This is a genomic window from Paenibacillus sp. P4_A9, from assembly GCF_056402415.1.
Window position 1 is genome coordinate 1 of the sequence record NZ_JBFUHL010000012.1, and the last position, 13,486, is coordinate 13,486.

Sequence of the window (13,486 nt, forward strand, 5' to 3'; positions counted from 1 at the left end):
CGTATATCCTCCTCGGAACGCTTGCAGCGCTGGTCTTATCTATTTTGTTATATGAGGTAAGCGGTCGCATGGTGAAAGTGTATCAAACGACATTATTTCTTCCTTATTTCATCTCATTAGTATTGGTAGGTTATATTACGTATGCTTTCTTGGAGCATAAGGGTGGGTATCTCAATAGCTTGCTTCAAACCATCGGGCTGTCACCTCATAAATGGTATTTAGAGACAACGCCTTGGCTGTTTATTCTGCCCGTGGTTGCTGTATGGAAAGGTGTTGGCTTCTCGACATTGATTTATTATGCGGGTATCGTCGGGATCAACACGGAATATTACGAAGCTGCGAAATTAGATGGTGCTTCACGTCTACAGATGATCTTACGCATTACATTGCCGCTTATGAAGCCGTTAATTATTATTGTATTTATTCTAGGCTTAGGCAATATTTTCYGAGGTGATTTCGGATTGCATTACTTTGTACCGAATAATGTGGGTGCCAATTTGGCGACGACAGATATTATTGATACGTATGTGTATCGTGCTCTGGCGAAGCTTGGGGACATTAATTCAGGGGCAGCGGTAGGCTTTCTGCAATCTGTCGTGGGGTTAATTACGATCGTATCAGCGAATGCAGCAGTTCGCCGCATTGATAAAGATAACGCGTTATTTTAAAGGGGAGAGTCAACATGGAACTTACATTAACTAAACCAGTTAAGCCAGCAAAGCCAGCCTCAATTTGGTTTATTCATGTGTTTTTCACACTGATATGCCTGCTGATGATCATCCCCTTTGTGCTCGTTATAGCGGTGTCGCTGACTTCGGAAAACAGTTTAGTTCATTATGGTTACCGCTTTATTCCGAAAGAGTTCAGCTTGGAAGCGTACCGAATTGTCTTGAAGTCACCAAACATTTGGCTGAAATCATATGGGGTTACGATTGGCATTACGATTGCGGGGACAGTGCTTTCACTGTTGTTGACGACATTGACGGCATATCCGATGTCACGTCGAGACTTTCGCTATCATCGTTCGCTTACGTTTTATATTTTCTTCACCTTGTTGTTCAATGGGGGGACAATTCCTTTTTACATCTTGATGACCCAGTATCTACATTTGAAAAATTCCATTCTTGCACTCATTATTCCGCTACTGATGAATCCCTTCAATGTGATTATTATGAAAAGTTATCTGGACAAAATATCGATGGAAATCATCGAGTCGGCGAAGATCGACGGATCAAGCGAGTTTCGCATTTTCTATCGTATTATCGTTCCACTCTCCACGCCAGCGCTAGCGACACTTGGATTATTTATCTCTTTTGCCTATTGGAATGACTGGTTTAATGCGCTGCTATTTATTGATGATAACAAATATGTACCGCTTCAGTTGCTGCTTGTTCGCATTTTATCGCAAATCGAATTTCTAGCGAATTCCCCTCTGGCTGAGGCTGCAAGTAAACTACAGTTTGCCAACTTTCCGACCTTATCTGTTCGGATGGCCATGGCGCTAGTAGCAGGTGGTCCGATGATGATTTTGTTTCCTTTTTTCCAAAAGTACTTTGTTAAAGGCATTACGGTAGGATCTTTAAAGAGTTAGTTTCCTAATGAGCTATGAGAGGAGGTGAGGGTTGCTTCTGTACTTGTTATAATGACAATAGGGGTTATTAATCCGGAGGTGTGTAGGTTGAAAAATGGTAARAAAACGTACCTGAGCAGTATGGCCATTACGATTCTAAGTCTTACAATGTTAGCAGGTTGTACGACCGATAAGGCAAGTGAAACGTCATCTCCTGCGGCTACAACACCGGCAACAACGACAACTACGACTCCTGCAACACCTGCACCAAGTACACTGCCAGAAGTTAAATTGACATTTTATTATCCAAGTAATCCGCCTGGGAAAGATCAGGCTCTCGTGAATGAGGAAATCAACAAATACGTGAAAAGTAAAATCAATGCAACGATTGACTTGAAGCCTCTTTCATTTGATGAGTATGATCCGAAATTGAATACAATCATGGCATCTGGTGAAGCATTCGATTTGGCGTGGGGCTCGAAATATTGGCTATTGAGCTATCAACCCAATATCGATAAAGGGGCACTCCTGGAATTAACCGATGCGATGATTAGCAAATATGCGCCAGACGCGCGTAAGAATATCCCGGACAAATTCTGGCCTGATATGAAAGCGACCGATGGCAAGGTCTATGGCTTCCCGGTTTATCAAATCGCAGCCAAAACAAAGAGCCTCGTGATCCAAAAACAATTCGTCGATAAGTATAAGTTGGATGTTAATTCGATTAAGACGTATAAAGATATTGAGCCATTCTTGAAATCGATTAAGGACAATGAAAAGGATGTCATTCCTTTCGGTATGGCGCAGAACTCATGGGGTCTTTATACAGATCCGAATCTGGTTGCGGCAGATGGACTTGCGGTTGCCTACAAAAAGGATGACAAAGCGTACACGTCAATTACGAAAATTCAACAGCTGCAAAATAAGAAAGACTTCTTCACTACAATGCACAACTGGTCAAAAGCTGGCTATATCAACGAGGATGCGCCTCTATTGAAAAACATTACGGATCTTAAGAAAAAAGGAAAAGTGGCAGTAAGCCTTGAGTTTACAACGAAACCAGGCGGCGAAGTGGATGAAATGGCAAATAATGGCGGTAACGCTGTTGTGTATGTGCCAATCTCCGATTCCTACTTCACAGGTGTTGCGAGTGCTATGCAGGTTATTTCCAAAACGTCCAAAAATCCAGAACGCGCACTAATGTTCATTAACCTTGTCAACACAGACAAAGTGTTATATAACTTGATTTCGAATGGATTGGAAGGCAAGCACTATACGAAAAAAGATGATAAATATATTGAGCCGATCAAGGATTCCGGCTATGCGCCGAATGTGGATTGGGTGTTCGGAAATCAATTTAATGCCTACTTGAAAGGTGCACAAACGCCAGATGTCTGGGACAAAACGATTAAATTGAACCAAAGCGCGATGGTACCGGCATCCTACGGTTTTGATGTGAATAGAGACACTATTAAATCGGAGGTTGCCAATGTGACCGCCGTAGATAACGAGTTCCAAGTTGCCCTTGAAACAGGTGCTGTAGATCCTGCTGAGCAATTACAGAAATATATCGACAAGCTGAAAGCTGCAGGCCAAGATAAGATTGATGCAGAAACGACAAAGCAATGGCAAGCTTTCTTGAAAGCGAAAGGCTTGTAAGAAGAGCAGCGAGTGGGGCCGTCTCTCAAGGTCATTTGACCTTCAGGGGCGGTCCTATTTTGCCGCCATATCATATTAGGACAAGTCCCCGAATATAAATGTAATGACAAAGACAGCTGCGCCTTTTCAAAATAAAAGGATAGCTGTTTTTGTTTTCATGCATATACTACTATCACAACGGCATGATCGAAAGAGGTGATCTTGATGGGAACACGGCTATTATCTGAACAGCTTGTGAAAACTCGCTTTCCCCAGTTAAGGTACATTCGAATTCACACTTCAGAGAAATATAAGGCGACAATCTATGCTTGGACGGAGGATTTGCAGCTAACTAAGCAAGATGCGTTGAACGTAGAGAAGTATGCAAACGCTTACTTATATCCTTATGCGGTTTATCAAGTAAAGGCGTATAACGCGGTTAGAGCGGATAATGTTCCTTTACAGCAGGAAGTACCGCTTGCAATTGTGCAAACCGCTTTGCGTACGAACTTGAATCAATACGGTATTCTAGCCGCGATCAATCGGCAATTTCAATACGGGCGTTTGCGTTTTAAGCATTATGACGTCATCAATAGCATGATTCATTTTGATTTCGATTCGCTTAAGCGGATGGAAGAGCACGAGAAGGGAAATATGCTTCACTATTTGCGCGAAATGATTCCCCTCGGTTGTTTTTGTGAGGTTCAATTTCTGGATGAGGATCTGTAGCATGTTGGGGCGTTCTCCTGCAGCAGTATCTTGTCTATAGGAAGCAACAGGACTGCCATCAAGTAATCCTACTACCCTATCGTTCGTAAGTTTATCGGCAATCAGATTGGAGCGAACGGTTGTTAAGAGCTGTGGGGAGATGGTAAACTTGTTGATGCCTAAGAATTGGACAAGTGTATTCGTAAATCCCAAAGGAGCTCATCGATGCTGAAACGTTCTCCGTATTTATTATTAATTCTCGCAACTTGCATATGGGGAGGGAACTTTGTAGCAGGTAAGGCTCTCGTTTTACATATTCCTCCTATCACATTGGCAGTGGGGCGCTGGAGTATTGCTTTTTTATGTTTACTACCCTTTTTTGGAAAAGCAGCTTGGCAGCTTAAACATGAATTTCTAGCTCATTGGAAAATGGTGCTGTTCCTCTCCCTGACAGGTGTAGCGGGATTTAACTCACTAACCTATGTCGCTGTCCAATACACGGGCTCGATCAATGCCTCTTTAATGAATTCGGCGACACCTATTTTCGTAGTCTTAATCACTTGGGCTGTTATGAAAGAAAGACTCGCTTGGTGGGCACTGCCGGGAATTGGTGTGTCCATCCTAGGTGTGTGTTGGATCATTAGTCAGGGGGATTTGTCCGCACTTCTCCGGTTATCTGTCAATAAAGGGGATTGGTTCATGCTGATCGCCATCTTATGTTGGGCATTATATTCGGTTGGTATGAAAAAGATGGCGGGACGCTTCCCCGCAAGTCCCTTTTTGCTGGTGCAAATAACCGTTGCGCTTGTCGTGTTGATGCCGAGTTCGTCCATCGAGTGGATGATTAAGGCACCCCATGTGGCGTGGAGTCCTGCCTTAATGAGCGGGTTATTGTATGTAGGCATCTTCGCGTCCATCGTAGCTTTCCTGAGCTGGAATAAAGCGATTGAGCTTGCCGGTCCGCAGCGTTGTGCTGGTTTCCTCAACTTTATTCCGTTGTTTAGCGCGATTTTCGCAACCACCTTCACTGGAGAGTCGTTACAGCTCTATCATTTGTTGGGTGCCTTCTGTATCGTGTTAGGTGTGTACATGACGAATATGGCAATGAAGAAACTCCTCCTACCATCTAGGTAGGCATGGAGTTTTTTTGTCTATTTCATGAAATAGGTGATAATATTTTCTTATTTAGGCAATAAACAACTTTATATTTCGAATAAATGTTATATAATGTACAATATATAACAAATAGAACACACTATATAACGGTATTTCATCGCTTTAGGAGGGAAACATCATCGAGCTTACAGCCCGCCAGTTAGAAATTATTGATCTCGTCGCTAAATATGCCCCTATTGCTGGGGAACGTATCGCTGAGCTGTTGGGGATTAGTCGACCGACCATTCGATCGGACTTAGCTGTCTTAGTGATGTTAAGGCACATCGATGCTAAGCCCAAAGTAGGTTATTTTCTCGGAACAGCAGCACTCGACGTACACGCACCATTCAAGATGATCGAGTCTATGAAGGTAAAGGATGTGATGAGCATTCCTGTTTTACTTCATGAAACGATAACCGTCAGCGACGCAGTCGTTACACTTTTTCTCGAAAACGTGGGAAGTCTGATGATTGTGAATCCGGAGGGTGCGCTTGCTGGAATCGTCTCGCGCAAGGATTTACTCAAGGTAACGTTAGGACATGCAACGGCAACAGCTATGCCAGTATCCCTAGTGATGACCAGACAGCCTAACATTATTACAGTGAAGCCCGACGATAGTGTGTTGGAGGCAGCACGGAAAATGATTCATCATGAAGTTGACAGCTTACCTGTCGTCAAAACAGTTGAAGGCCGTGAAGGACTAGAAGTGGTAGGCCGAATTACGAAAACAACGATGACCAAATTGCTGCTGGATGTAGCGCTGGGTACGTAAATCAGGGGGAACTTACATGGGAGAGAAGCTGCATACCATTTTCGTATGTTCGGATTCGGTAGGAGAGACAGCAAACACGGTTGTTCAAGCAACGATTAGACAGTTTAATGCAAGTCAGGTTGTCGTCAAGAGGGTCGGCTCCATCCGAACGGAAGACGAAGTGCGTGTGATCGTAGAAGAAGCTTCACGGCTGAAGGGTTTTATCGCCTACACCCTCGTGCTTCCAGAGCTTAGAGAAATGATGCGACAGGAAGCCATCCGACTGAACGTGAATGCGATCGATATTATGGGACCCATGATGCAAGCCTTCATTGATACGTTTAAGGACTCGCCTAAACGTAAAGTGGGACTGCTCTATCAGCTAGATGAACAGTATTATCAACGGGTTGAAGCTGTTGAGTTTACCGTCAATAGTGATGATGGCAAGGATCCTAGCACCATGAAACAAGCGGATATCGTACTTATAGGACCGTCACGAACCTCGAAGACACCGCTTAGCATCTATTTGGCGCACAAAGGATATAAGGTATCGAACTATCCTCTTGTTCCAGAGGTTAAACCGCCTGCGATATTATATGAGCTGGACCCGAAAAAATTGGTCGGACTCACGATGAGTGCGGATAAATTGATTGGGATTCGTACAGAACGATTGAAAGCTGTTGGACTTCCTTTTGGTGCCAAATATGCGACGAAAGAGCGTGTGGAAGAAGAAATGGCTTTTGCCATGAGGTTGTATCGCGAGTTGGGTTGTTCGGTTATTGATGTGAGTGAGAAAGCGATTGAGGAAACGGCAGGCTTAATCTTGGAGGAAAGATCTTAACGCATCAAACAACATAAACAAACCAATTCGAGAGGATGGAGCGCGTATGCAAAGAGACTTGTCGTTGGAAATCGTACGGGTAACGGAGGCCGCAGCCATCGCCTCGGCCAGCTGGACAGGAAAAGGGAATAAGATCGATGCGGATGGGGCTGCAACTACTGCGATGCGTGAATATTTTAGCGCTGTACCTTTTCGCGGGACAGTCGTCATTGGTGAAGGGGAAATGGATGAAGCTCCCATGCTTTATATCGGTGAAGAGGTTGGCAGTGGAATCGGTCCTGAATATGATGTGGCGGTTGATCCGTTAGAGGGAACAGATATTGTAGCAAGCGGGCGTAACAATGCACTGTCCGTTGTTGCTATTGCGGAGAAGGGTAATCTCCTCCATGCACCGGATATGTATATGGCGAAGCTGGCCGTAGGGCCACGCTTGGCTGGCAAGCTGAGTCTCGATGACCCTCTAGAGGTGACCATTCAGAAAGCAGCAAGCATCCTGCATAAGGATCTCTCCGAGCTTACAGTCTCCATTCTTGATCGTAATCGGCATGCGGAGCACATCATGATCCTGCGCAAGCTAGGTGTCAAAATTTATTTGCTTAGTGACGGCGATGTAGCCGGTGCGATGGCGGTAGCCTTCCCAGAGACTGGTGTAGATCTACATGTTGGCTCAGGAGGTGCTCCTGAGGGTGTGCTTGCAGCGGCTGCCTTGCGTTGCATGGGCGGGGAGTTGCAAGGACGACTGCTGCCGGAGAATGAGGAGGAACGCCTTCGTTGTCTAAAAATGGGGATTTCCGATCCATCAAAAGTTCTAAAAATGGCAGATCTTGTAGGAGATTCTGATATCATCTTCGCAGCAACAGGGGTAACATCCGGCGATTTCTTAAACGGTGTCAAATATGGTTGGGGTGGTCGTGTACAAACCCATTCCGTCGTGATGAGAGCGCAAACCCAGACCGTACGGTTTATCCAATGTGTTCACCAGCTGCATAATGAGCAACGCGGCAGCGCCTAATCCGCTAAACATCTTATCAGCCATCATGAAGCTATACATGTGCCAAGTTCCCCTCCGCATATACTTGTGTTGAGAAGATGCGAAAAGAGGGATAACCATGAGCTTGTCTTCAATTGATTTTCTTTCCGTCGTCCGCAGCTGTATACCTCAGGAGGCCGAGATTGTCGTGCTGCAGCAGGAGGGGAATCCCGCGGCGATACTTTACGCCGATGTGGATGGGGATGGATTTCCAGAAATCACAGCCCTATATAGATATTTAGATAGTCAATATTTATTCTCCTTGAAGGAGTATTCCGGCAATTGGTTCCCGATTGGGTCGGCGTCTACAGGCAGAGGGCAGGCTGTGAAGGATTTTGCAGCAGCTCCTGTGTCACGGAAAGAAGGCTGGGATGTCATCATCGGCTGGCAACGAGACGAAGAACCATCAGCAGAGCTGGATATTATTCAATGGACGCAAACAGGATTTCAACGTGTAATACCTCCTGGCACGACTTATTCACAATTGGAAATTGAAGATATGCCGACACGAAACGGTCCGGATGGACTTTGTGAAATCGCGCTCTGGACGCAGGAGCAAGGTCAGGCGTATCGCGTGGAGACCTATCGTTGGGAGCCGCATCGACTGGTGCCAACCAGTGAGGTGCATGCCTATTATTTTCAAAAGGTCGCTCGCTACTACGAGGATTTAACACGGGAGCAACCGAATGAACAGCTCTACCGGAGCTATATGGAGGATGCCCAGAAGCGGGCAGGGGGTAGTTAAGGTTGGGTGAGGCGGTGCCAGGGGAGGAATTCTCCTGGTTTTTTGTCGTGTCGTATTTTCTGAGTATCCTTGTCCGAAAGTTAGACTAAAAATAAGCGTTTTACTGTGCTACATTAAAGAAAGTTGTCTGTATATCATATAGTTGAATGCAAGGAAAAAACCTACTGGAGGTCTTCACATGTCACGTAAGTATCGAATTGGAATTATTGGTTGCGGTGGAATCGCGAATGGTAAGCATTTGCCAAGTTTGAGCAAGCTGACTAATGTTGAATTAGTCGCATTTTGTGACATTATTCAAGAGAGTGCAGAAACAGCTGCAGCGAAATATGGGATTGAAGGCGCACTCGTGTGCGAGGATTATAAAGAAGTATTGCAGGATGCCACAATTGACATTGTACATGTATTAACACCAAATATTTCACATGCGGAAATTGCGATCGCTGCACTTGAGGCAGGCAAGCATGTTATGTGTGAGAAGCCGATGGCGAAGACAGCCGAAGATGCGAGACGCATGGTTGAAACAGCGAAACGCACGGGTAAAAAGTTGACCATTGGCTATAACAACCGTTTCCGCGCGGATAGTCAGCATTTGAAAAACGTATGTGCGGAAGGTGAGCTAGGGCACATTTATTTCGCTAAAGCGCATGCGATTCGTCGTCGTGCTGTACCGACATGGGGTGTTTTCCTAGATGAAGAGAAGCAAGGTGGAGGTCCGTTAATCGACATTGGAACACATGCGTTAGATCTTACACTTTGGATGATGGATAACTATAAGCCGAAGGTTGTATTAGGCACGTCCTATCATGAATTGTCCCAGAAAGAAAACGCTGCTAACGCTTGGGGACCATGGGATCCAAGTAAGTTTACTGTTGAGGATTCCGCTTTCGGGATGATCGTGATGGAGAATGGCGCGACGATTATCCTTGAATCCAGCTGGGCATTAAATACCCTCGAAGTAGACGAAGCAAAGTGTTCGTTAAGCGGTACGGAGGGTGGAGCGGACATGAAAGGCGGACTTCGCATCAATGGTGAGAAGCATAGCCGACTATATACAACCGAGGTTGATTTGAAAGCAGGCGGCGTTGCTTTCTATGATGGGGCAAGTGAAAGTGCTGCAGATAAAGAAATGCGTGCTTGGATCAATGCGATTGACCAAGATATTGAGCCAGTTGTAACACCAGAGCAAGCGTATGTAGTTTCACAAATTCTTGAAGCCATTTATGAGTCTGCACGTACGGGCAAGGCTGTTTATTTAAATCAATAGCAGTCAATTTAGATACGAAAACCATKAGGATGATCGGCCCTGATGGTTTTTTGTCGTAGTGAGTAATCCATGAGATTTGAAAATTGGCATCGAGTTGACGTATGCTTAACTTGGTGTAGAACTTATTCAGTTATTGAGGGAAACTTATCGAAAGAAAGGAAGCGAGAGCAATGCATTTAGGCTTACAAGATAAGGTCGCCTTAATCACAGGAGGCAGCAAAGGAATCGGGCTTGCAACAGCCATATCGCTATCACGTGAAGGGGCGAAAGTGGCTATACTCGCACGTAATGAAGATCAGCTTCGTGAAGCCGCTATCCAAATTGCCAATTTGACTGAAGGTGAAGTACTCACGATCCAAGCAGACGTGACGTCGGAAGCCGATTGTCAGCGTGCCATTGAAGAGACCGTTCGTCGTTTTGGCGGTTTACATATTCTTGTGAATAATGCAGGAACGGCAGCTGCAGCACCGTTTGAGCAGGTCAGCACGGAGGTGTGGCGCCAGGATTTAGAGTTGAAATTATTCGGGGCGATTCATTGCTCGCAATTTGCCATTCCGCATATGCGTGAGGCAGGCGGCGGCTCGATCGTGAATATTACGACATCCGCAGCCAAAACACCCCCAGCTTCATCGCTCCCAACTTCCGTCAGCAGAGCTGCTGGATTGGCCTTAACCAATGCGATGAGCAAGGATCTGGGCGCGGCTCAGATTCGTGTGAACACGGTGTGTATTGGAACTATTCGCAGTGACCAAATTGAGAAGGCATGGAAAAGGCTCGCACCAGACCTGACCTGGGAGGAATTTGCTAGCGATCCACGACATGATATTCCTCTCGGTCGTATCGGTAATGCCGAGGAAGCGGCAAATGTGATCACCTTCTTGGCATCGGATGCCGCGTCTTACGTCACGGGAACTTCTGTGAACATCGATGGCGGTAAAGGCGCTGCACTATAGATCCGAATCCGGCAAGCCGGCCCAAACAACAAAGCCTATGTCTCTCCAATTACGGAAAGCCATAGGCTTTGTTCTTCTTCTATGTTTCTTAGGGAAAGGAAGGAATTACGGTCTACGTTTCTTTCTAAGATACCAGACTACCATAGAGATAGCGTCCCGGATTGAAGTGTTTTGGTGAAAAGCTAATGTCATTGTCATAAGCAAGAAACCTCCCTAACCATGAAAGAATGTCATGCATGAATAGTACTACGTAAGAAATGTGAGGATGGTTCTATTTTTTTTTACCACAATAGAAAGACGTTTTCGGTTCCCGAAAATGTCTTTCTATTTGGCGATAAAACCTACCTCTTAACGCGGTCGCTCATCGTTGAATGGCCTCGATAGAGGTTTTATCAGTGGATGATGCCGTCCGCAAAAGACGAATGATCTGTTAAATTTGCTTGACAGGTTAAACGTTTCAATTTAAGCTGAAAGTGAGTGTTAAACGTTTAACTGTTCGCGAAGTTGAAACAGGAATTGAGCAACCTATAACAAGTGATACGGAGTGATTCTAACATGTGGAAACAAGCAATTGAGGATGCTTTGCAGAAAACAAAAGTAAATATTGAGCGTTTTGGGGATCAGTTCCCTCATGTCAGTGAGAACGATATTTATCATTTGAATCCGAATACCGATTGGACAGATGGCTTCTGGTCAGGCATTTTGTGGCTTAGCTATCAGTATAGCGGGGATAAAGTGTTCCAAGAGGCCGCGCAGAAAACGGTTGCGAGCTTTAAACAAAGACTTGAGAACCATGTAGTCTTAGATCACCATGATATCGGTTTTCTTTATTCCTTATCTTCGAAGGCGCAATGGATTCTTGAGAAGGATGAGAACGCAAAGCAACTTACTTTGCAAGCTGCTGATGTTCTGATGAAGCGTTGGAGACCAAAGGGCCAATATATTCAAGCGTGGGGACCTGAAGGTGACGAGAAAAATGGCGGGCGCATCATTATCGATTGCTTATTGAATTTACCGTTGCTGTACTGGGCATATGAACAAACTGGAGATGTAAAATATAAAGAAGTAGCTATTATCCATGCTGATTTGTCGCGCCGCTACTTGGTACGCGGTGATGATTCTTCCTATCACACCTTCTATTTTGACCAAGAAACAGGTGAACCGCTGCGTGGTGGAACGCATCAAGGTTATCAAGATGGTTCAACGTGGACAAGGGGCCAAGCATGGGGAATTTACGGCTTCGCGCTTTCGTATCACTATACGAAAAACCCGCTTTACTTAGAGACAGCCAAACGATTAGCACGATATTTCTTCGAGCGTTTGCCTGAGGATGACGTTGTGTATTGGGACTTCAATGCCCCAGTAAATGCGGAAACGAAGCGGGATAGTTCAGCTTCTGCCATTGCTTCGGCGGGTGCATTAGAAATATTGGAGCATTTGGCAGCGGATGATCCAGATCGTGCGTATTTGGAAAATAGCGTTCAACGTTCAATGGCTGGATTAGTTAAATCCTACGCAACTATTGGTAAGCCGGATGCACAAGGTTTGCTTGAGCGCGGTTCATACAGCGTGCGCGGTGGCGCAGCACCGGATGACTACGTGATCTGGGGCGACTACTACTATTTGGAAGCACTGCTTCGTTTGGAAAAAGGCTTTAAGGGGTACTGGTATGAGTAACTCACACACAGCAGGAAGCTCGGATCGTTCCTATTGGATACAGACGATGCTGCACATAGCAGAGCCTGTTCTTAGGGGGCTTGCGGCTAGAAAACTACGTGCCACGATGCCCGTGGAATGTAAAAAAGAAGAGCAACGTCAATTCACGCACCTTGAAGCATTCGCTCGTACACTTGTTGGTTTGGCGCCGTGGTTGGAAACGCCTGCGCTGAATGCGGAGGAAGAAGAACTCCGTCTAGCGTATGGCAAGTTAGCTCGCGAAGCTATGGATGCGGCAACGGATCCAGAATCGCCTGATTTCTTAAACTTCGCTCAGGGTATGCAGCCAATTGTGGATACCGCCTTTCTGGCGCATGCCATATTGCGAGCTCCTAACACACTATGGCATAGCTTAGATGCGCATGTTAAAGCGAATCTCGCTGCTGCGATGAAATCCTCACGGACACACAAGCCAGGCTTCAATAACTGGCTGCTATTCGCAGCAATGACTGAAACCGCGCTTGGCGTCATGGGCGAGGACTGGGATCACATGCGTGTTGACTTTGCATTGAAGCAGCATGAGCAGTGGTATCTAGGAGACGGCATGTACGGTGATGGCGTTGACTATCATGCGGATTATTACAACAGCTTCGTTATTCAGCCGATGCTGGTGGATATTATCGAGCATGTGCAAGTGCATTATGAGGATTGGGGTAAAATGCGTGAGAACATCCTGAAGCGGGCGCAACGCTATGCGGCTGTTCAGGAACGGATGATTTCACCTGAGGGCACCTTTCCAGTGATTGGCCGCTCGTTAGCTTATCGCTTCGGCGCGTTTCAAGCGCTGGCGCAGACGGCGCTGCGACGCGAACTGCCCGTTGGCGTTTCACCAGCTCAAGTGCGCGGTGCCTTGACGGCTGTTATCCGCAGGTTGAGTGAAGCACCAGGCACCTTCGATGAAGGCGGTTGGTTGGTAATTGGACTTTGTGGTCATCAACCAGAGCTAGGCGAGCCCTATATTTCGACGGGAAGCTTATACCTATGCTCTGCGGTCTTTCTACCGCTTGGCTTGGCAGCGGATGACGAGTTCTGGCAGGGTGCGGATGCACCATGGACCTCTCAGCAGGTTTGGACAGGTCAGACGGTTGCCATTGATAGAGCGTTATATTAGAAGT

At 45.9% G+C, this 13,486-nt stretch carries 13 protein-coding genes; all 13 read left to right on the forward strand.

What is annotated here, in order from left to right; all coding sequences use genetic code 11:
- Positions 1-668: ABC transporter permease subunit (locus tag AC1DVJ_RS11295; RefSeq protein ID WP_477590738.1), on the forward strand; the 668-nt coding region annotated here is incomplete at its 5' end.
- A 14-nt stretch (positions 669-682) separates the two neighbouring features.
- Positions 683-1,591, forward strand: a complete 909-nt coding sequence (locus AC1DVJ_RS11300) for a carbohydrate ABC transporter permease (protein WP_477590739.1) — start codon at positions 683-685, stop codon at positions 1,589-1,591.
- Positions 1,592-1,678: 87 nt separating this feature from the next.
- On the forward strand, positions 1,679-3,229 hold the full coding sequence (locus AC1DVJ_RS11305) for an ABC transporter substrate-binding protein (protein WP_477590741.1): 1,551 nt from the start codon (positions 1,679-1,681) through the stop codon (positions 3,227-3,229).
- Positions 3,230-3,433: 204 nt separating this feature from the next.
- Entirely contained in the window at positions 3,434-3,937 is a 504-nt protein-coding gene (locus AC1DVJ_RS11310; RefSeq protein WP_477590743.1) for a hypothetical protein, read from the forward strand.
- Between the two features lie 204 nt (positions 3,938-4,141).
- Positions 4,142-5,050: a DMT family transporter gene (locus AC1DVJ_RS11315; protein ID WP_477590744.1), complete on the forward strand. Its 909-nt coding sequence runs from the start codon at positions 4,142-4,144 to the stop codon at positions 5,048-5,050.
- 187 nt (positions 5,051-5,237) lie between these two features.
- The gene (locus AC1DVJ_RS11320; RefSeq protein WP_477590917.1) at positions 5,238-5,843 is read left to right on the forward strand and encodes a helix-turn-helix transcriptional regulator; all 606 of its coding nucleotides are present in this window, start codon (positions 5,238-5,240) and stop codon (positions 5,841-5,843) included.
- A gap of 16 nt (positions 5,844-5,859) precedes the next feature.
- Complete coding sequence (locus AC1DVJ_RS11325) at positions 5,860-6,663, forward strand: pyruvate, water dikinase regulatory protein (protein WP_477590745.1); 804 nt, start codon at positions 5,860-5,862, stop codon at positions 6,661-6,663.
- Positions 6,664-6,709: 46 nt separating this feature from the next.
- A complete protein-coding gene (gene glpX, locus AC1DVJ_RS11330) occupies positions 6,710-7,675 on the forward strand; it encodes a class II fructose-bisphosphatase (RefSeq protein WP_477590746.1) in 966 nt (321 codons plus the stop codon).
- 97 nt (positions 7,676-7,772) lie between these two features.
- Positions 7,773-8,438: a hypothetical protein gene (locus tag AC1DVJ_RS11335; RefSeq protein WP_477590748.1), complete on the forward strand. Its 666-nt coding sequence runs from the start codon at positions 7,773-7,775 to the stop codon at positions 8,436-8,438.
- 178 nt (positions 8,439-8,616) lie between these two features.
- Positions 8,617-9,702 carry a Gfo/Idh/MocA family protein gene (locus tag AC1DVJ_RS11340; RefSeq protein ID WP_477590749.1) on the forward strand — a complete coding sequence of 362 codons (1,086 nt, stop codon included), beginning with the start codon at positions 8,617-8,619 and terminating at the stop codon, positions 9,700-9,702.
- Between the two features lie 170 nt (positions 9,703-9,872).
- Positions 9,873-10,655 carry an SDR family NAD(P)-dependent oxidoreductase gene (locus AC1DVJ_RS11345; protein WP_477590751.1) on the forward strand — a complete coding sequence of 261 codons (783 nt, stop codon included), beginning with the start codon at positions 9,873-9,875 and terminating at the stop codon, positions 10,653-10,655.
- Positions 10,656-11,210: 555 nt separating this feature from the next.
- Positions 11,211-12,332, forward strand: coding sequence for a glycoside hydrolase family 88 protein (locus tag AC1DVJ_RS11350; protein WP_477590753.1), 1,122 nt, complete (start codon positions 11,211-11,213; stop codon positions 12,330-12,332).
- On the forward strand, positions 12,325-13,482 hold the full coding sequence (locus AC1DVJ_RS11355) for a DUF2264 domain-containing protein (RefSeq protein ID WP_477590754.1): 1,158 nt from the start codon (positions 12,325-12,327) through the stop codon (positions 13,480-13,482). The genes AC1DVJ_RS11350 and AC1DVJ_RS11355 overlap by 8 nt, the downstream gene beginning before the upstream one ends.
- Positions 13,483-13,486: the final 4 nt, after the last annotated feature.